This window comes from Pseudomonas sp. B7, from assembly GCF_016735645.1.
Classification (GTDB): Bacteria; Pseudomonadota; Gammaproteobacteria; order Pseudomonadales; family Pseudomonadaceae; genus Aquipseudomonas; species Aquipseudomonas glycinae.
The window spans coordinates 158,347-176,690 of sequence record NZ_JAERRE010000009.1; the positions used below are offsets into that span (position 1 = coordinate 158,347).

Consider the following 18,344-nt stretch of genomic DNA (forward strand, 5'->3'; position numbering starts at 1 on the left):
AACAGCGGATCAGTCTTGTGAAAATGTTGGAATACCATAATATGGTCTGCATCTGAGGGGCGGCCACGAAGCACCCCCGGTTTGGCTTCATACAACGATAAGAACAGACCCAATCGAGTTCATTTTTATGTCCCAGATGTCCCGGCAAGATCCGTTGATCGAGAATCACACGGTCGACTACGTCCCACTCGCGGAACGCCACGGGAAGGCCCGCGACCTGTTCACCCTTTGGTTCAGTACCAACATTGCGCCACTGCCCATCGTCACCGGCGCCATGGTGGTCCAGGTATTTCATCTCGACCTGTTCTGGGGGCTGCTCGCGATTGCGCTGGGGCACATGATCGGCGGCGTGGTGATTGCCCTGGCGTCGGCGCAAGGCCCGCGCATGGGCATTCCGCAGATGGTCCAGAGTCGTGGCCAGTTCGGGCGCTACGGTGCGCTGCTGATCGTGTTCTTTGCGGCGATCATCTATATCGGTTTCTTCATTTCCAACATCGTGCTGGCCGGCAAATCCATCGTCGGCATTGCCCCGTCGGTGCCGGCGCCGTTGAGCATTCTGATCGGCGCTCTCAGCGCCACGGCCATTGGTGTGATCGGCTACAACTTCATTCACACGCTGAACCGCATCGGCACCTGGGTGATGGGCAGTGCGCTGCTGGCCGGGTTCATCTACATCTTTGCCCACGAGTTGCCGGCGGACTTCCTTACCCGGGGCAGCTTCAATCTGTCCGGATGGCTGGCGACGATGTCGCTGGGGATCATCTGGCAGATCAGCTTCTCGCCGTACGTCTCCGACTATTCCCGCTACCTGCCGGCGGACATCGGGATCGGCAAGCCATTTATCGCGACTTATCTGGGCGCCACGCTGGGCACGATTCTGTCGTTCACGTTCGGCGCGGTGGCGGTACTGGCGACGCCGGAAGGCACTGAGGCGATGGCGGCGGTCAAGCAATCCACCGGTTGGCTCGGGCCGATTCTGATGGTGCTGTTCCTGCTCAACATCATCAGCCACAACGCGCTGAATCTGTATGGCGCGGTGCTGTCGATCATTACCTCGATCCAGACCTTTGCCAGCCAATGGACGCCGAGTATCAAAGTGCGAGTGAGCTTGTCGGGCGTGGTGCTGGCGGGCTGCTGCCTGGTGGCGCTGGGCGCGTCGGCGGATTTCATTTCCGACTTCATCGGGCTGATTCTGGCGCTGCTGCTGGTGTTGGTACCGTGGGCATCGATCAACCTGATCGACTTCTACCTGATCAAGCGCGGCAGCTACGACATCGCCTCGATCTTCCGCGCCGACGGCGGCATTTATGGACGCTTCAACCTGCACGCGATCATTGCCTACTTCATCGGCATCATCGTGCAACTGCCGTTCGCCAACACATCGTTGTATGTCGGGCCGTACGCCAATCTGGTGGAAGGCGCGGACCTGTCATGGCTGGTCGGCCTGATCGTGACGTGCCCGCTGTATTACTGTCTCGCGACCCGTGGCCAGACTCAGCAGAGCAGGGCGGCGCGGTTGGGTTTTACCGACTGAGCGTTCGCAGGCTGTTCTAACAATGCCCGGCACTTCGCCGGGCATTGTTGTTTCCGCATCCCGACGGTCACGCAAATTGGCCGTTTCGATCCCCTTTTGGCCAACCGGCTACTGTGCTGCGACTACGCTGTCAGCAAGAATCGGAGCCACAACTAAATGCTGCACCTTCCTTGCCCTTGGCTGATTTGACAGCCGCTGCCGTGTACAGAACATAAAAACCATCGACTCACGCTGCATTCGGGGAAACACAACATGGTCACGATGAAACGCATTCTGGGCGCCACTGTTTTCGGGCTGACGCTGCTGGCCAGCGCCGTACAGGCCGAACAGCGTGAACTGCGGGTGTACAACTGGGCGGATTACATTCTGCCGTCGGTGCCCAAGGATTTCGCCGCCAAAAGCAACATCAAAGTGACCTGGGACACCTTCGATACCAACGAATCCCTCGAGGCCAAGTTGCTGACCGGTAACTCCGGCTATGACCTGGTGGTGCCGTCGAACCAGTTCCTCGATACCCAGATCAAGGCCGGCGTGTTCCAGAAACTCGACAAGTCCAAGCTGACGAACTGGAGTCACCAAGACCCGGCGCTGCTCAAGTTGCTCGACGCCAACGACCCCGGCAATCAGTACGGCGTGCCCTACATGGTCGGCACGGTGCTGATCGGTTTCAACCCGGCCAAGGTCAAGGCTGCGCTCGGTGAGAATGCGCCGGTGGACAGCTGGGATCTGGTGTTCAAGCCGGAGAACATGGAAAAGCTGAAATCCTGCGGCGTGGCGATGCTCGATTCGCCGTCGGAAATCCTGCCGCTGGCTCTGCACTACCTGGGCCTCGACCCGAACAGCCAGAACCCGGCCGACTATGAGAAAGCCAAGGATCTGATGCTCAAGGTTCGCCCTTACGTGACCTACTTCAACTCGGCCAAGTACATGACCGACATCGCCAACGGCGACATCTGCGTGGCCATCGGTTATTCCGGCAGCTTCTACCAGTTCGGCAACCGTGCCAAAGAGGCGAAAAACGGCGTGGTGGTCGACTGGCGCTTGCCGAAGGAAGGTGCGCCGATCTGGTTCGATACCTTTGCCATTCCGAAGAGCGCGAAGAACGTTGAAGAGGCCCACGAGTTCCTCAACACGCTGCTCGAACCGAAAGTCATCGCCTCGATCAGTGATTTCCTCGGCTACCCGAATGCCAACAAGGATTCACTGCCGCTGATCAACAAGGAAATCACCGGCAACCCGAACCTGACGCCGACCAGCGAGGCGTTGAAGACGCTGTACGTGGTGCAGCCATTGCCGCAGAAACTGGAGCGGGTGCGCACGCGAGTCTGGACCAGTATCAAGTCTGACAAATAATCCAGATTTAGAAATGTGGGAGCGAGCCTGCTCCCACAGGTTTTGTATTCAAGTCACTAACTCTGCCGTTCTCTTTCGGGCGACCTGTCCTTCGTCAGCATCAGACTCAGCACCACCGACGTCAGAATCAGCCCGCCGACGATCGCCAGCGACCACTCCACCGGCATGTGAAACCACGGCATCACCGTCATCTTCCCGCCGATGAACACCAGCACCAGCGCCAGCCCGTACTTGAGCAGATGAAAGCGGTCGGCCATGTCCGCCAGCAGAAAGTACAGCGCCCGCAGGCCCATGATCGCGAAAATGTTCGAAGTGAAAATGATGAACGGGTCGGTCGTCACCGCGAAGATCGCCGGGATGCTGTCGACCGCGAACATCAGGTCGCTGGCCTCGATCAGCACCAGCACCAGAAACATCGGCGTGGCCCAGCGCACACCGTTCTGCAGCACAAAAAAGCGCTCGCCGTGAAAACCGTTGGTGATCCGCAAATGCCCGCGCACCCAGCGCAGGAGCGGATTGTTATCAAGGTCCGGTTGCTGCTCGGCGAACACCAGCATCTTGATCCCGGTGATGATCAGGAACACGCCGAACACATACAGCAGCCACGTGAACTGCGACACCAGCCACACCCCGGCAAAGATCATCGCCGCGCGCATCACGATCGCCCCGAGCACGCCGTACAGCAGCACCCGTCGCTGCAATTCCGGCGGCACGGCGAAGTAGCTGAAGATCATCACGAAGACGAACATGTTGTCGATCGACAGCGACTGCTCGATCAAGTAACCGGTGAGGAACTCCAGGGTCTTGACCTTGGCGATTTCGGGGCCGAATTCGCCGTTCAGGTACCACCAGAGCAATCCGGCGAAAGCCATGGCCAGCATGCACCAGGCAAATACCCAGGATGAGGCTTCCCGTACCGAAACCCGATGCGCCTTGCGCCCACCGAAGACGAACAGGTCGACGGCCAGCATGGCGAGGACAAAAACGATGAAGGCGACCCACATCCAGGGTTCGCCGATGTTGATGGGGTGCATGCCGTTCTCCCTGTCTTTATGTTTTTCGGGGTAGACGGGGCCATGCTAGTAGGAGCCTTCCGACAAAGAAAAATCGTTTATTTCGTGGGTATTGTTCGTTAAAAGCGAAGTGTCGACTGACCCAGTCAGGCTCGGGTAATACTTCATTCAACACTTCTTTGCTAACCTCGCTGTCGAGTCAGTCCACCACTCCGGGAGCAACGATCATCGACACGCCAGATCCTCAAGCCGTTTGCAGCCCGATCACCAGCGCTGCCATCTTCATCGTGGCGACCCTCAACGCCGAGGCCGAGGCCGCCGAAAAAGTCCGTGGCTGGTGCGCCGATATCGCCGGCCTGACGCGCTCGGTCGGCAAGCGCGTCCCCTCGGGAAACCTGTCCTGTGTCTGCGGGTTTTCTTCCAGCGCCTGGGATCGTCTGTTTGGCAGTCCGCGACCGGCGTCCCTGCATGACTTTCGCGAATTCGGCGTAGAAGGGCGACGCGCCGTTTCCACGCCGGGCGATTTGCTGCTGCACATTCGTGCCGATCAGATGGACCTGTGTTTCGAATTGGCGACGCAGTTGATGTCGGCGCTGGACGGCACCGTGACGGTGACCGACGAGGTGCAAGGATTCCGCTATTTCGACATGCGCAGCATCATCGGTTTTGTCGACGGCACGGAAAATCCGGTCGGCCGCAAAGCCGAGCATTTCACCCTCGTGGGCGATGAAGATCAGCCTTTCAGTGGCGGCAGTTACGTGCTGGTGCAGAAGTACCTGCACAACATGAAGGCGTGGAACGAGTTGCCGGTCGAGGCGCAGGAACGGGTGATCGGGCGCACCAAGCTGTCCGATATCGAGCTGGACGATTCGGTCAAACCGAGCAATTCCCACAGCGCGCTGACGACCATCACCAAGGACGGCGAAGAGGTGAAAATCCTGCGCGACAACACGCCGTTCGGCCGGCCCGGCGCAGGTGAGTTCGGCACTTATTTCATCGGCTACGCGCGTTCGCCGGAGCCGATGGAGCAGATGCTGGAGAACATGTTTGTCGGCAAGCCGCCGGGCAACTACGACCGGTTGTTGGACTTCAGCACGGCGGTCACGGGCAGTCTGTTCTTTGTGCCTTCGGCGGATTTACTGGAAGAACTGGCAGAGCGATGAAAAAAAGGCGGGATCAATTGATCCCGCCGTTTTGCATTTACTTGCCTGTCGCCAGCGCTGGCGTGCGTGGCGGCACCAGACGCCTGGAGCCGGTCGCCTCAAACGCCGCTGCCAGACGCAGCAACGTCGAGTCGTCATAGGCGCGACCGGCAAACGTCAGCCCCACCGGCATGCCGATGTCAGCCATCACACCCATCGGCACGGTGACGGTCGGCACGCCGAGGTGGCGGATCGCGAGGTTGCCGTTGGCGACCCAGATGCCGTTGCTCCAGGCGATATCCGCCGAGGCCGGGTTGACGTCGGCGTCCGCCGGGCCCACGTCGGCGTTGGTCGGGAACAGCACGGCGTCGAGGCCGAGACGATCCATCCACTCTTCGAGGTCGAGCTTGCGAGTCTTCTCCAGACCGCGCAGGCCGTCCGGCAGGGTCGGGATCTGATCCCACGGCGTGATGCCGCGCTGGGCCATGCGCACGTATTCGTCCATGCCGGCAGCGAGGTCGCCTTCACGATTGGGCAGGGTGCCTGGGTCGTGGGGGAAGATTTTCGGGCCGTCGACGTCTGCCAGACGGTTGAGTTTCGGGTCGTCGTTGGCACGCAGGAAATCATCGAACGCCCAGGCCGACAGGTCCCACAGTTCGTGGTGCATGAACTCTTTCGAGACGATGCCGCGATTGAACACGGTCGGCGCGCCCGGACGATCACCTTCGCAGTTGGAGACCAGCGGGAAATCCACTTCGATCACTTCGGCGCCGGCGGCTTCGAGGGCCTGACGGGCCTGTTTCCACAGATCGATCACCGAGGCACGAGTGTTGATGCGTTGCCCGGTCGGGCCGCCGATGCCCGGTTCTTCGCTGGTGCCGGCTTCAGGGTCGGCGTTGATGTACATGCGCGGCACGCCGAGCCGTTTGCCGGCCAGTGCATCGCTTTTCACGGCGAGTTCAAGGTAAGAAGCCGGGCGCACCGAGGCGACGCTCGGGATCGGCACCCACGGTTGCAGGCGCCACAGGTCGCCACGGGTGTCGGTGTCTTCGGCGACCACCACGTCGAGGACTTCCAGCAGGTCGGCCATGGTACGGGCGTAGGGCACCACCACGTCCATGGTCGGCGTCAGCGGCCAGTTACCGCGTACCGAAATTACCCCGCGCGACGGCGTGTAGGCGCACAGACCATTGTTCGAAGCCGGGCCGCGACCGCTCGACCAGGTTTCTTCTGCCAGACCGAAGGCCGAGAAACTGGCAGCGGTGGCGGTGCCGGCACCGTTCGACGAGCCGGAAGCAAACGGCGCAGTCAGATAATCAGCGTTATACGGGCTTTCAGCCCGGCCATAGACGCCGCGCTGCATCCCGCCATTGGCCATTGGCGGCATGTTGGTCTTGCCCAGGCAGATAGCGCCGCCCGCGCGCAGGCGCTCGATGGTGAACGCATCGCGCTGGGCCACCAGATCAACGAAGGCCGGGCTGCCGGACGCGGCGGTCAGGCCTTTGACCAGATAGCTGTCTTTGGCGGTGTAGGGGATGCCGTCCAGTGGACCGAGGGTTTCGCCTTTGGCACGGCGGGCATCGGAGGCCTGCGCTTCTTTCAGCGCGTCGGGGTTGCGCACGATCACCGCATTCAGGGCCGTAGCGGTGTCCGGACCGTCATAGGCGTCGATGCGCGCCAGATAAGCCTGCACCAGTTCAACCGCCGTGGTCTGGCCGGATTCGAGCGCCGCGCGCAATTGGGCAATGGAAACTTCAGTGACTTCGATCATGCTGTTACCGCCGACAGGTTCGCTAAAGGGTGGTTGGTCATTGTTATCGTCGAAAGATGTCAAAGATTCTTGATGGGCGAAACTCTACCCTGAAATTGGCCCATTGGCATGCACAAAGTCGATAAATATCGGTTAATTTCATCGGAAAAACTCTCCCGGCGTCTCACCAAACTGTTGGCGAAACGCCGCGATAAAGGCCGACGTCGAGTCATAACCACACGCCAAAGCCACGTCGGTGACGCGTTCGCCCCGCTCCAGCGGCGTCAGCGCACCCAACAGACGCAGGCGCTGACGCCAGGTGCGGAAGGTCAAGCCGGTGTCGCGCAGGAACAGCCGAGTCAGCGTTTTCTCGGTCACGCCGAATTTTTCGCTCCAGTGCGCCAGGGTGGTCTGCTGTTCCGGATGTTGCTCCAGACTCTGGTATATCTGGCGCAGGCGACTGTCCTGCGGCAATGGCAGCATCAGGTCGATGGGCGGGGCATCGGCCAGTTGATCGAGGATCACCTGGGCCAGGCGCCCGTGCGGGCCGCTCTGGTCATATTCGACAGGAATCTGACTGAACGCTCGAATCAGCTCACGCAAAAGATCGCTGACGCCGAGCACATGGCAACGCTCCGGCGCCCAGTCGGCAACACTGCAATCGATGTACAGACTGCGCATTTCCGTGTGCGGTGAACTGAACACCCGATGTGGCACGCCCGCCGGAATCCACACCGCACGCTCCGGTGGGGCAACGAAACGACCGACGGCAGTCTGCACTTCGAGCACGCCCTGGATCGCATAGGACAACTGCACCCACGGATGACTGTGGCGGCGGGTGAGCGCACGATTGGGCAGCGATTCGGTGCGCCCGTACAGTGGACGCGGCAGGCTGGGCAGCCCGGGAATGCTGCGTCTGACGCTCTTGTCATGTCCTTTTGGCGGCATCTGTGGGTTCTTCGGCGTTAGTCGGTAATTTTCAGTCACGTTAGAGTCGCTTCAACGTACTGGCAACCCCCCGGATGAGCAAACCATGACGCGCCCACGATTTTTGCCCGACAACTTCACCCTGACCCTGATCGGCGTGGTGCTGCTGGCCAGCTTCCTGCCCGCCAGCGGCCAGGTCGCGACCGGTTTCGGCTGGCTGACCAACATCGCCATTGCGCTGCTGTTTTTCCTGCACGGCGCCAAGCTTTCGCGCGAGTCGATCATCGCCGGTGCCGGCCACTGGCGCCTGCATTTGCTGGTGTTCGGCCTGACCTTTGTCCTGTTCCCGCTACTGGGTCTTGCGCTCAAGCCGCTGCTGTCGCCGCTGATCGGTGATCAGCTGTACATGGGCATGCTTTACCTGTGTGCGCTGCCGGCCACGGTGCAATCGGCGATTGCTTTCACCTCGCTGGCGCGCGGCAACATTCCGGCGGCGATCTGCAGCGCAGCGGCGTCCAGTTTGTTCGGAATTTTCCTCACGCCGCTGCTGGTGACGCTGTTGCTGAACGTCCACGGTGACGGTGGCTCGACCCTCGATGCGATCGTGAAAATCAGTGTGCAACTGCTGCTGCCGTTCATCGCCGGTCAGATCGCCCGCCGCTGGATCGGGGCCTGGGTCGGTCGCAACAAGAACTGGCTGAAATTTGTCGATCAGGGCTCGATTCTGCTGGTGGTCTACGGCGCTTTCAGCGAAGCGGTGAACGAGGGCATCTGGCACCAGATTCCGGTGATCGACTTGCTGGGGCTGGTGGTGGTGTGCTGCATTCTGCTGGCGCTGGTGCTGCTGGCGTCCACAGTGCTGGGCAAGCTGTTCGGTTTCAGTCTGGAAGACCGCATCACCATTCTGTTCTGCGGTTCGAAAAAGAGCCTGGCCACCGGTGTGCCGATGGCGCAGGTGTTGTTCGCCGGCAGCACGATTGGCGTGTTGATTCTGCCGCTGATGCTGTTCCATCAGATTCAACTGATGGTCTGCGCGGTGCTGGCGCAGCGGTATGCGAAACGCCAGGAATCGGTGCCTGAACTGATGGCCCAGGTCGATCCTTGATCTAGGCTTCTGACGCTAACCCGCTCCGGAATACTTGACTGCCGCCGCAGCCCGCGACGGCACGTTGAGCACCCGCAACAACGACGACACATGAATCCGCACCGTGAACGGCGAAATATCCAGTTCACGGGCGATTTCCTTGTTGGTCTTGCCTTGGGCAATCAGCCGCAGCACCTCTTGCTGACGCGGGGTGAGGGCGGTGCCGGTGTCCAGCGGCAGCAGGCCGGACGGGGCGAATTTCACCAGAACCTCACCTTCACGAATCGCCCGGATCGCCTGACCGATTTCGTCGGGGGCGATGTTCTTGCCGATGAATCCATCGATGCCGGCGGCCATGACTTCGCCGATCAGTGCTTCGTCATCGACCATCGACACCACGATCAGGGTGGTTCGCGGCAAACGCCGGCGCAATTCCGCGAGCTGACTGACACAGGTCAGGCCGGGAAAACGCAGGTCGAGAATCAAGGTGTCGGGCTCATCGCCGGCCGGCAGCAGGGCGAGCACGGTGTCGAGATCGCCGGCTTCTTCGATCAGGGCCTCGGGCAGCAGACGCTGGACGGTGCGCAGCAGCGCTTCGCGAAACAACGGATGATCGTCGGCTATGATGATTCGGCACGCCATGGCAAAACCCTCCCTGGGTCAGCATTTCTCACGGCATGCACCTTAGCACCGGGCGAAGGCATTGCCTGTTGATTCGTGCGTTTATGACGACTGCTGCACAAGGACGTTCCCCCCATGAAGTTCGAAAAGAACACCGAGCTCGACCAGGCCAATCTGCGCATCATCATCGCCAGCATTGCGCTGGTTTACATGGCCGTGCTCGGTTTCCTGCCGGGCCAGCGCTTCGATACTTATCTGCCGGTGGTCACCTACATTTCCCTGTTTCTGCTGGCCTCCGTTGTGCTTCGTCAAGTCATCGTGCGCTGGCCTGGGCATTATCCGGCGCGGCGGATTTTCGGCATGCTCCACGATTACACCGGCACCAGTTTCGGGCTGGTGGTCGGCGGCGAGGCGGCGTTGCCCATCTATGCCGTCATGGTCTGGGTCAATCTCGGCAACGGCATGCGCTACGGCTCGCGCTACCTGGCGATCGCCACGGTGCTGGCATTGCTGGCGCTGTTGGCGGTCTATCGATTGACGCCGTACTGGCAGGCGCAACCGTTCATGGTGCTGATGCTGATGATCACCAGCACGGTGATTCCGGTGTATGCGCACCTGTTGCTGGAGCGTACGCGCAAAGCATCGGAAGAAGCGGTCGCTGCGAACCTTGAGAAGTCGCGCTTCCTGGCCCAGGCCAGTCATGACCTGCGTCAGCCGATCCACTCCATCGGCCTGTTCACCGCGTGTCTGCGCGAGTCACGACTGGGCGAGGAGGAGCGGCGGCTGGTGGACAGCATTGACCGTTCGCTGCTCAACGTGTCGCAGCTGTTTCGCTCGATACTCGATCTCTACACCCTCGACAACGGGCGGATTCTGCCCCGGTTGCAGACGCTTGAGCTGGGTGAATGGCTGGCGGATCTGATCCGCCAGAACGCCGAAGCCGCACGCTGGGCGGGTGTCGAACTGCGCTTGCGGCCTTGCGAACACTGGGTGCGCACCGATCCGGCGTTGCTCGCGACGATGGTGCAGAACGTGCTTTCCAATTGCTTCAAATACGGCGCGCACCGGCCGGTGCTGATCGGTGTTCGCAAGCGCGGCGCGGGGTTGGCCATCGCGATCTATGACCGCGGCAGTGGTATCGCCGAAGAGCATTTGCCCAAGGTGTTCGAGGAGTTTTATCGGGTGCGCCAGTTGCGCGACAAGGACGTTGAGGGCGTGGGGCTGGGACTGTCTATTGTCCGGCGTCTGGGGCAGTTGATCGGTGTCGACGTTGCGATCCGCTCACGGCTGGGGCATGGCACGGCGGTGACCTTGTATGGGCTGCCACTCGCATCGCCGCAGGTGCCGGTCAATCGTGAAGAGGCTCGACAGGTCGGGTTGCTGACAGGGCTGAAGGTGTGTCTGGTGGAAGATGATCGTAACGTTCTGTTGGCGACGTCGGCGTTGCTCGAGCGTTGGGGTTGCCTTGTGCAGGCCGAACTCAGCGGACAGGGCCTGGTCACGGACTGCGACATCATCGTCGCCGACTATGACCTCGGCTCTCACAGCACCGGTATCGAGTGCATCGACGAGGTTCGTCGTCAGCGCGGTTATGCGGTGCCGGCCATGATCATCACCGGGCACGACATCGAAAAAATCCAGGCGGCGCTGCATGACCGCCAGATCGCCATTCTGTCCAAGCCGGTACGCCCGGCCGAGCTGCGCGCGACCCTGCGTGCGCTGCGCGACCGGCAGACCGAAGCGGTCAGCGCTTACACAGATAGTCCTGCGTGATGGTGGTTTGCAGGCAGTTGTACTGGCCCATGGTGCGGCAGATGTTTTTCTCCGAGCCCGACACTTCGGCGCTCTTGTAGCCCCAGACCTTGCAACGTCCTTCAGCCGCGGCCAGGCCTTGAGCGGCGGAGGTTTGCCCGCTCTCGAACTGGCCCAGTTCATAGGAGACCTGGACAACGCCGTCGGTCTTGCTGCCGCCGGTGGCTTCCCATTGCTTGGGGGTGGCGCAACCGGTCAGAACGACGGCTGCGAGGCTGAGGGTGGCGATGAGTGTTTTCATGATTGAACGCAATCCTTTACCGGATGAGAAGAGGCACTGGAACGGTTTTTCTGCGCCGGATTACTGGTATGGAATCGGCGACGCGCCTTTGGGCAGACAGGACAGCGGAGGCGTCATGATGCCCATGCTGGCCACTGCGATGATCGCGCCGCTGGGCAGCTCGCAGTTGTATTCGCCGGCGGCGGTGTAGGCGGTGTAGTAGGTCAGCGTGCTGTCGTTGCGGATGTTGCCGATCTTGGTCACTGGTTGGCCGATGACGGTCTGGGCGCGTTCGCGCATGCTGTCTTCGGTGGGTTTGGCGGTCTGGCAACCGCTGGCGCCGAGGAGCAGGGCACCGAGAATCGAGATCCTGGCGAGGCTGAGCTGCTGTTTCATGGTGTTTCTTCCTTGGTGTTGTTGTTTTTCCAGGCACAACGATCCCGCGCACTGCGCAGCGGCAATGTTGGGGAGCGTCGGGGGTTGCGAGGGACTATAGCGCCAGGGATCGGGGGGGTCGATTAGCACAAATGTGCTAGGGCGGCGCAACCAGCGGTGGGCTGGTTGCGCCGATAGCGGTTATTGAGGACTGTTGAACTGGTCGGAATAGCTGCCGCTCATAAGGGCCGAAGCGACCTGGTCCGAACCAACGCCTGCGCGGGAGTAGGCGAGCCGGTTGGCACCGACCTTGTCTGCGCCATCGGCGGCGAGGGCGCCTGCGCCGACGTGATCGGAGCCGTCAGAGGCAACAGCACCAGCGCCGACGTGATCCGCGCCGTCGGAAGCAACGGCTCCTGCGCCGACGTGATCGGAGCCGTCAGAGGCAACAGCACCAGCGCCGACGTGATCGGAGCCGTCAGAGGCAACAGCACCAGCGCCGACGTGATCCGCGCCGTCGGAAGCAACGGCTCCTGCGCCGACGTGATCGGAGCCGTCAGAAGCAACGGCGCCAGCGCCAACGTGATCGGAGCCGTCGGAGGCAACTGCTCCGGCGCCAACGTGGTCCGAGCCGTCAGAAGCTACCGCGCCAGCACCGACATGATCGGAGCCGTCAGAGGCAACGGCGCCGGCGCCAACATGATCCGATCCATCAGAAGCCACCGCCCCCGCCCCCACATGATCCGCCCCATCCGACGCCAATGCCTGCGCCTTCGCAGCCCAGACATTGGGCATTGCCACCGTTGCTGCAACTGCCAGGACAAGGCCCGGCCAAAGCGTATGCTTCATGATGTTCTCCACGCCCCATCAGCCACACAGCAACCGAGCATTAGCCGTCATTCGTTCATTGACGGAAGGCTCGTCGGCCCGGGGTCAACCAGATTGGTGAATGGCACGGGGGCACCGGAGGGTGCACGGGTGTCGACGGTTTACAGGAAATCTGGACAGCGAACTGAAAAGTATAGTTCGCCCTTGGCGGGAGGCAGGCTGAAGGGCCGTGAAGGCGATAGTCGGTTCGCTTCCTTGCAGATCGGGGTTAGAAAACAATCAGTCTAAAAAACGCGTAGCGCAATGCAGCGTGTTTGCTAGGCTCAAGAATGTAGGCGAAGACGCAGACTGATGCGCAAGCGGATAGCGAGGAAGCGTTGGGCGCGTTCCGAAGGGTACACGGTTAGAAAGAACCCCGCGCTGGGTTCCAGCCCTTATGCCGTGTGAAGCAGCAGAGCACATTGCCTGTACTGTGGGAGTCCTGAGAAACCTCGTAAGCCAGAGACCAGCACTGGCCGCCTACTCAAATACCAAAGCCCGCCTCGCGCGGGCTTTGACGTTTTCCGGCGTTAGATACTGGCCAACGCCTGCGCCAGATCCGCACGCAGGTCCTCGATGTCCTCGACGCCCACCGACAGACGCACCAGGCTGTCACCGATGCCAAGTTTGGCGCGGGTTTCCGCCGGAATGGTCGCGTGAGTCATGATCGCCGGGTGCTCGATCAGGCTTTCCACACCACCGAGGCTTTCGGCCAGGGCGAAGATCTGCACGTTCTCCAGGAAACGCCGGGCGCCTGCCAGATCACTGTTCAGATCCAGGGAAATCATTCCGCCGAAACCACGCATCTGACGCTTGGCCAGTTCGTGTTGCGGGTGGGATTCCAGACCCGGGTAGTAGACGCGTTTGACCTGCGGCTGCTGCTCCAGCCAGCGCGCCAGCTCCAGCGCGTTGCTGCAGTGACGCTCCATACGCAGCGCCAGGGTTTTCACGCCGCGCAGGGTGAGGAACGCGTCGAACGGGCCGGAGATGGCGCCGACGGCGTTCTGCAGAAAGCCCAGACGTTCGGCCAGCGCAGGATTGTCGCCAACGACCGCGATCCCGCCGATCACGTCGGAGTGACCGTTCAGGTACTTGGTGGTCGAGTGCAGCACGATGTCGAAGCCCAGTTCCAGAGGACGCTGAATCCATGGGCTGGCAAAGGTGTTGTCGGCCACGCAGATGATCCCGCGGGCCTTGCAGATGCGCGCAATGGCGGCGAGGTCGGACAGGCTCAGCAGCGGGTTGGTCGGAGTCTCGACCATGACCATGCGCGTGTCGTCCTGCAGCGAGGCTTCGAACGCTGACAGATCGGCCAGATCGACGTAGCTGAAACGATGCCCGGCACTGCGCTGGCGCACCTTGTCGAACAGGCGGAACGTGCCGCCGTACAGGTCATTGCCGGACACGATGTGCGAGCCGGCATCGATCAGTTCGAGTACGGTGGAAATCGTCGCCAGCCCAGACGCGAAGGCGAACGCCTGGGTGCCGCCCTCCAGATCCGCCACGCAGCGCTCCAGGGCAAAACGCGTCGGGTTGTGCGAGCGGCCATAGTCGAAACCCTTGTGCACGCCAGGGCTGTCTTGCAGGTACGTGGAGTTGGCGTAGATCGGCGGCATCAGCGCGCCGGTGGTCGGGTCCGGCGTTTGCCCGGCGTGGATCACGCGGGTGGCGAAGCCCTGTTGACGGGCGTTCTTGTCGTGCTGGCTCATGCCAGGGATCTCCGTAATTGATTGAGCATGTCGACGCGGGTGATCAGGCCGTGGAAGCCTGAAGCGTCGGCGATGATGGCCACCAGGCCGCTGCTGAGTACGGCTTCCAGTTCAGCCAGCGTCGCGCCGGGGGCGAGGGTTTGCAACTTGTCGGTCATCGCGCTGGAAACGGGTTTGCTGAAGAGCGAAGCGTCTTCGTGCACACGCACCAGAATGTCCGACTCGTCGATCACACCGACCAGTTGCTCGCCATCCACCAGCACCGGCAGTTGTGAAACGTCGGCCAGGCGCATGCGCTGGAACGCGGTCATCAGCGTATCGTCCGGGCCGACGCTGACGACTTTGCCGTCTTCGAAGCGTCGGGCGATCAGGTCGCGCAAGTCGCCGTAGCGTTTGCGCTGCAGCAGTCCCTGATCGGTCATCCACTGGTCGTTGTAGACCTTCGACAGGTAGCGAGTCCCGGTGTCGCAGACAAAGCTGACCACGCGTTTCGGCTCGGTCTGTTCGCGGCAGTAGCGCAGCGCGGCGGCGAGCAGGGTGCCGGTGGACGAACCACCGAGGATGCCTTCGGCTTTCAGCAGCTGACGGGCGTGATCGAAGCTTTCTTCGTCGCTGATCGAGTAGGCGCTGCGCACGCTCGACAGGTCGGTGATCGACGGAATGAAGTCCTCGCCGATGCCTTCCACCGCCCACGAACCTGCGGTGCCTAGATGCTTGCTACGGCTGTATTCAGCCATCACCGAACCGACCGGGTCGGCCAGGACCATTTCCAGATCCGGTTGCACGCGCTTGAAGAAGCGTGTCAGGCCGGTCAGCGTGCCGGCCGAGCCGACACCGACCACGATCGCGTCGAGGTCATGCTCGGTCTGGGCCCAGATTTCTGGTCCAGTGCTGCACTCGTGGGCCAGTGGGTTGGCGGGGTTGTTGAACTGGTCGGCGAAGAACGCGCCGGGAATGTCCTTGGCCAGACGCGCGGCGACATCCTGGTAATACTCGGGATGGCCCTTGCCGACATCGGAGCGGGTGATGTGCACTTCGGCGCCCATGGCTTTGAGGTGCAGGACTTTTTCGGTGGACATTTTGTCCGGCACCACCAGCACGACGCGGTAGCCCTTGGCGCGGCCGACCAGGGCCAGGCCCAGACCGGTGTTGCCGGCGGTGGCCTCGACGATCGTGCCGCCGGGTTGCAGGCGACCATCGCGCTCAGCGGCGTCGATCATGGCCAGACCGATGCGGTCCTTGATCGAACCGCCGGGGTTTTGTGATTCGAGTTTGAGAAACAGGGTGCAGGGACCGGTATCGAAGCGGGTGACTTGTACCAGCGGCGTATTGCCGATCAGCCCAAGTACGGCAGGGCGTGAATCCTTTGACATCTCTTCACCTCTTTGTGGTGTTGATCGCGTTCCATTCGCGGGGAAAAAGCTCGCGTGCAACATAGGCTCAGACCTGCGCTGTCGCAACCTTTAAACGGCCGGAAATACTGCCATTTCGATCTAACGATAGAACGAAATCAGCGAGGGGAAGGAAGTGATTTGCAGGGGTTTATACGCAGGCGTCATCGAGTATTGAAAGGGCGTCTTCGCCGTCACGAACCGCTTGATCCGGCAGTGAAAATCCTGCAGCAGAAATCGCTCAGTGGTTGCTCATCAGACCGTGCAGCACGCCCAGCCGCAAGCCGGGTTCGGACGGCACCATTTGCGAGATGCCGAACACTTTGAATGCTGCCAGCATGACCACCAGACCGCCGGGCAGGATGCTCTGGCGATGGGGTTGCAGGCCGGCCAGTTTCAGCTGTTGAACATTGCTGACTTCCAGCAGGCGTAACGACAGCCGCAACAGGCCGCCGTAGGTGATGCCGCTCTCGCCATGATCGTTCAGGCGATTGGCCTTGAGCACTTTGGCGAGCATCCGCGCGGTGCCCGAGGAGCCGATGGTCTGCTGCCAGCCCTGGGCGCGATAACGGCGGGCGACTTTTTCGAATTGCAGGATGGCTACGCGTTCGGCTTCTTGCAGGGCGCCGGGGGAAATCTCACCGTTGCGAAAGTAGCGGGTGCTCAAGGTGCCGCTGCCGAGGGCGATGCTTTCGGTCAGGAGCGGTTGTGATCCCTGGCCGAGAATCAGCTCGGTGGAGCCGCCGCCAATGTCGACCACTAGACGCATGTCATCGGCGACCGGCAGGGTGTGGGCCACACCGGCGTAGACCAGACGCGCTTCTTCATGCCCGGAAATCACATCGATGCGAAACCCCAGATGCCGCTCCGCACTGGCCAGGAACAGCTGCGCATTGTCGGCCTCGCGCACCGCGCTGGTCGCGACTGCGCGCACGCGACCGGGCTCGAAACCGCGCAGCTTCTTGCCGAACCGCGCCAGCGCCTGCCAGCCGCGATCCAGTGCCATTTCGTCGAGCGCCCGACCGTCGAAGCCTTCCGCCAGCCGCACCGGCTCACGCAAGGTTTTGACCTCCTGGATCATGAAGCCCTTTCTGCTGCGTACCGACTGGCCGATCATCATGCGAAAGGCATTGGAACCGAGGTCGATGGCGGCAAACAGCGAGGTGTCTTCTTTCATGGGGATCCTTGCAAATCATCCGTCGGGAGGCGCGGGACGGTTTGCGAGAATTCTGCCGTGGGTTCGATGACAGCCTGATGACGCGGGCGGGGCGGTTCGGTGAATTAATCGCTGTCATGACACTGTCATTATCGGCTGCCCATACTTGGCCCCAATACATCGCGTGCTTTTCATGATTCGGCTGCCTACTGGGCAGCTTTTTTTTGCCTGCGATTTACCGGGCACGCAACGTTTGCAATCCCGAGCGACACACGATTAATATACGATCCATATACACTTCGTATCGGATATTGCCATGGGCATCGTAAAGATTTCAGAGGACATGCACGAGAATCTGCGCATTTCCAGCAACGCACTCAGCCGCTCGATCAACGCGCAGGCCGAACACTGGATGCGCATCGGCATGCTCGCCGAGCTGTATCCAGACCTTGATCACCACGCCATTTGTCGGTTGCTGATTCGCGCCGAGCAGTCGGGCGGTCTGGATCTGCAGCAAGTCTGTGCCCTGGCGGATGCCGCGCAGAACGCCTCGGTCAAAGAGGCGGCCAAGGCATGAGAAATCCGATCAAGATCAACACCCAGGCCGAAATCGCCCAATCCCGAGAGGCCGGCAGACTGGCCGCCGAGGTGCTGGCAATGCTGGTGCCGCACGTCAAGGCTGGCGTCACCACCGACCAGCTCGACCAGTTGTGCAACGACTACATCGTCAATGTGCAGAAGGCGATTCCGGCTAACGTCGGTTATCACGGCTTTCCGAAAACCGTTTGTGCGTCAGTCAACGAAGTGGTCTGCCACGGCATTCCTTCGAAGCGCGTGTTGAAGGATGGCGACATCGTCAACCTCGACATCGCGGTGATCAAGAACGGCTGGTTCGGCGATACCAGCCGCATGTACGTGGTCGGTGAGCCGACGCCCGAGGCTCGGCACCTGATCAAGACAACCTACGACGCGATGTGCGCGGGCATCCGCGTCGTCCGACCGGGCGCCACGTTGGGCGACATCGGTCATGCGATCCAGACGCTGGCGGAGAAGGAAGGGTTCAGCGTGGTGCGCGAGTATTGCGGGCACGGGATCGGCAAGGTTTATCACGATGAACCGCAGGTGCTGCATTATGGTTATCCAGAGCAGGGCTTGAAGTTGAAGGCGGGGATGATCTTCACCATCGAGCCGATGCTCAATGCCGGCAAGCGGCATGTGAAGAGTCTGGCGGATGGCTGGACGGTGGTGACCAAGGATCAGTCATTGTCGGCGCAGTGGGAGCACATGATTGCGGTGACTGACGACGGGTTTGAAGTGTTGACGGCTTGGCCGGATGAGATTGAGGGCTTTAAAGCCATTGTCTGAAAAAATGGCCACCGCAACCCGACGT

The 18,344-nt window shown here is 61.2% G+C and carries 17 protein-coding genes; 7 read left to right on the top strand and 10 right to left on the bottom strand.

What is annotated here, in order from left to right; translation table 11 throughout:
- Positions 1–127: 127 nt before the first annotated feature.
- Positions 128–1,534, top strand: coding sequence for a purine-cytosine permease family protein (locus JKA62_RS20575; RefSeq protein WP_201819187.1), 1,407 nt, complete (start codon positions 128–130; stop codon positions 1,532–1,534).
- Positions 1,535–1,786: 252 nt separating this feature from the next.
- Complete coding sequence (locus JKA62_RS20580) at positions 1,787–2,887, top strand: polyamine ABC transporter substrate-binding protein (protein ID WP_201819188.1); 1,101 nt, start codon at positions 1,787–1,789, stop codon at positions 2,885–2,887.
- A gap of 56 nt (positions 2,888–2,943) precedes the next feature.
- Here JKA62_RS20580 and JKA62_RS20585 read toward each other — a convergent pair whose 3' ends face one another.
- Positions 2,944–3,921: a TerC family protein gene (locus JKA62_RS20585; RefSeq protein ID WP_201819190.1), complete on the bottom strand. Its 978-nt coding sequence runs from the start codon at positions 3,919–3,921 to the stop codon at positions 2,944–2,946.
- 158 nt (positions 3,922–4,079) lie between these two features.
- On the opposite strand from JKA62_RS20585, the gene JKA62_RS20590 reads away from it, so the two are divergent.
- Positions 4,080–5,063 carry a Dyp-type peroxidase gene (locus tag JKA62_RS20590; RefSeq protein WP_236676606.1) on the top strand — a complete coding sequence of 328 codons (984 nt, stop codon included), beginning with the start codon at positions 4,080–4,082 and terminating at the stop codon, positions 5,061–5,063.
- A 37-nt stretch (positions 5,064–5,100) separates the two neighbouring features.
- On the opposite strand, the gene JKA62_RS20595 is transcribed toward JKA62_RS20590, so the two are convergent.
- Complete coding sequence (locus JKA62_RS20595; protein ID WP_201819192.1) at positions 5,101–6,813, bottom strand: amidase; 1,713 nt, start codon at positions 6,811–6,813, stop codon at positions 5,101–5,103.
- Positions 6,814–6,951: 138 nt separating this feature from the next.
- Positions 6,952–7,740 carry an AraC family transcriptional regulator gene (locus JKA62_RS20600; RefSeq protein ID WP_011334633.1) on the bottom strand — a complete coding sequence of 263 codons (789 nt, stop codon included), beginning with the start codon at positions 7,738–7,740 and terminating at the stop codon, positions 6,952–6,954.
- An 85-nt stretch (positions 7,741–7,825) separates the two neighbouring features.
- Here JKA62_RS20600 and JKA62_RS20605 point away from each other — a divergent pair, with 85 nt between their 5' ends.
- A complete protein-coding gene (locus JKA62_RS20605; protein WP_011334632.1) occupies positions 7,826–8,824 on the top strand; it encodes a bile acid:sodium symporter family protein in 999 nt (332 codons plus the stop codon).
- Positions 8,825–8,839: 15 nt separating this feature from the next.
- Here the strand turns inward: JKA62_RS20605 and JKA62_RS20610 are convergent, their stop codons facing one another.
- On the bottom strand, positions 8,840–9,445 hold the full coding sequence (locus JKA62_RS20610; RefSeq protein WP_201819194.1) for a LuxR C-terminal-related transcriptional regulator: 606 nt from the start codon (positions 9,443–9,445) through the stop codon (positions 8,840–8,842).
- Positions 9,446–9,559: 114 nt separating this feature from the next.
- Here JKA62_RS20610 and JKA62_RS20615 point away from each other — a divergent pair, with 114 nt between their 5' ends.
- The gene (locus tag JKA62_RS20615) at positions 9,560–11,197 is read left to right on the top strand and encodes an ATP-binding response regulator (protein ID WP_011334630.1); all 1,638 of its coding nucleotides are present in this window, start codon (positions 9,560–9,562) and stop codon (positions 11,195–11,197) included.
- Here the strand turns inward: JKA62_RS20615 and yecR are convergent.
- The 6 genes from yecR to JKA62_RS20645 form a co-directional block, all read right to left on the bottom strand.
- Positions 11,169–11,477 (bottom strand): YecR family lipoprotein, encoded by a 309-nt coding sequence (gene yecR, locus JKA62_RS20620; RefSeq protein ID WP_011334629.1) that lies wholly within the window; start codon positions 11,475–11,477, stop codon positions 11,169–11,171. The two genes, JKA62_RS20615 and yecR, sit on opposite strands and share 29 nt — an antisense overlap.
- A 60-nt stretch (positions 11,478–11,537) precedes the next feature.
- The gene (locus JKA62_RS20625) at positions 11,538–11,852 is read right to left on the bottom strand and encodes a hypothetical protein (protein ID WP_011334628.1); all 315 of its coding nucleotides are present in this window, start codon (positions 11,850–11,852) and stop codon (positions 11,538–11,540) included.
- A gap of 180 nt (positions 11,853–12,032) precedes the next feature.
- Positions 12,033–12,554 (bottom strand): phage infection protein, encoded by a 522-nt coding sequence (locus JKA62_RS28975; RefSeq protein WP_236676607.1) that lies wholly within the window; start codon positions 12,552–12,554, stop codon positions 12,033–12,035.
- Positions 12,555–13,228: 674 nt separating this feature from the next.
- Positions 13,229–14,407: a cystathionine gamma-synthase gene (locus JKA62_RS20635; RefSeq protein ID WP_011334626.1), complete on the bottom strand. Its 1,179-nt coding sequence runs from the start codon at positions 14,405–14,407 to the stop codon at positions 13,229–13,231.
- Complete coding sequence (locus JKA62_RS20640; protein WP_201819196.1) at positions 14,404–15,780, bottom strand: pyridoxal-phosphate dependent enzyme; 1,377 nt, start codon at positions 15,778–15,780, stop codon at positions 14,404–14,406. The genes JKA62_RS20635 and JKA62_RS20640 overlap by 4 nt, the downstream gene beginning before the upstream one ends.
- A gap of 259 nt (positions 15,781–16,039) precedes the next feature.
- Entirely contained in the window at positions 16,040–16,975 is a 936-nt protein-coding gene (locus JKA62_RS20645) for a Ppx/GppA family phosphatase (RefSeq protein WP_011334624.1), read from the bottom strand.
- 295 nt (positions 16,976–17,270) lie between these two features.
- Between JKA62_RS20645 and JKA62_RS20650 the strand changes: the two genes are divergently transcribed.
- Entirely contained in the window at positions 17,271–17,531 is a 261-nt protein-coding gene (locus tag JKA62_RS20650) for a ParD-like family protein (protein WP_011334623.1), read from the top strand.
- On the top strand, positions 17,528–18,319 hold the full coding sequence (gene map, locus JKA62_RS20655; protein WP_201819198.1) for a type I methionyl aminopeptidase: 792 nt from the start codon (positions 17,528–17,530) through the stop codon (positions 18,317–18,319). Before JKA62_RS20650 ends, map begins: the two co-directional genes overlap by 4 nt.
- Positions 18,320–18,344 lie beyond the last annotated feature (25 nt).

Coding starts and splice junctions, on each gene's coding strand:
- JKA62_RS20640 (WP_201819196.1), bottom strand. CDS start 15,780: ATGTCAAAGGATTCACGCCCTGCCGTACTTGGGCTGATCGGCAATACG.
- JKA62_RS20605 (WP_011334632.1), top strand. CDS start 7,826: ATGACGCGCCCACGATTTTTGCCCGACAACTTCACCCTGACCCTGATC.
- JKA62_RS20610 (WP_201819194.1), bottom strand. CDS start 9,445: ATGGCGTGCCGAATCATCATAGCCGACGATCATCCGTTGTTTCGCGAA.
- JKA62_RS20575 (WP_201819187.1), top strand. CDS start 128: ATGTCCCAGATGTCCCGGCAAGATCCGTTGATCGAGAATCACACGGTC.
- JKA62_RS20580 (WP_201819188.1), top strand. CDS start 1,787: ATGGTCACGATGAAACGCATTCTGGGCGCCACTGTTTTCGGGCTGACG.
- map (WP_201819198.1), top strand. CDS start 17,528: ATGAGAAATCCGATCAAGATCAACACCCAGGCCGAAATCGCCCAATCC.
- yecR (WP_011334629.1), bottom strand. CDS start 11,477: ATGAAAACACTCATCGCCACCCTCAGCCTCGCAGCCGTCGTTCTGACC.
- JKA62_RS20585 (WP_201819190.1), bottom strand. CDS start 3,921: ATGCACCCCATCAACATCGGCGAACCCTGGATGTGGGTCGCCTTCATC.
- JKA62_RS20615 (WP_011334630.1), top strand. CDS start 9,560: ATGAAGTTCGAAAAGAACACCGAGCTCGACCAGGCCAATCTGCGCATC.
- JKA62_RS20650 (WP_011334623.1), top strand. CDS start 17,271: ATGGGCATCGTAAAGATTTCAGAGGACATGCACGAGAATCTGCGCATT.
- JKA62_RS20595 (WP_201819192.1), bottom strand. CDS start 6,813: ATGATCGAAGTCACTGAAGTTTCCATTGCCCAATTGCGCGCGGCGCTC.
- JKA62_RS20645 (WP_011334624.1), bottom strand. CDS start 16,975: ATGAAAGAAGACACCTCGCTGTTTGCCGCCATCGACCTCGGTTCCAAT.
- JKA62_RS20600 (WP_011334633.1), bottom strand. CDS start 7,740: ATGCCGCCAAAAGGACATGACAAGAGCGTCAGACGCAGCATTCCCGGG.
- JKA62_RS20625 (WP_011334628.1), bottom strand. CDS start 11,852: ATGAAACAGCAGCTCAGCCTCGCCAGGATCTCGATTCTCGGTGCCCTG.
- JKA62_RS20635 (WP_011334626.1), bottom strand. CDS start 14,407: ATGAGCCAGCACGACAAGAACGCCCGTCAACAGGGCTTCGCCACCCGC.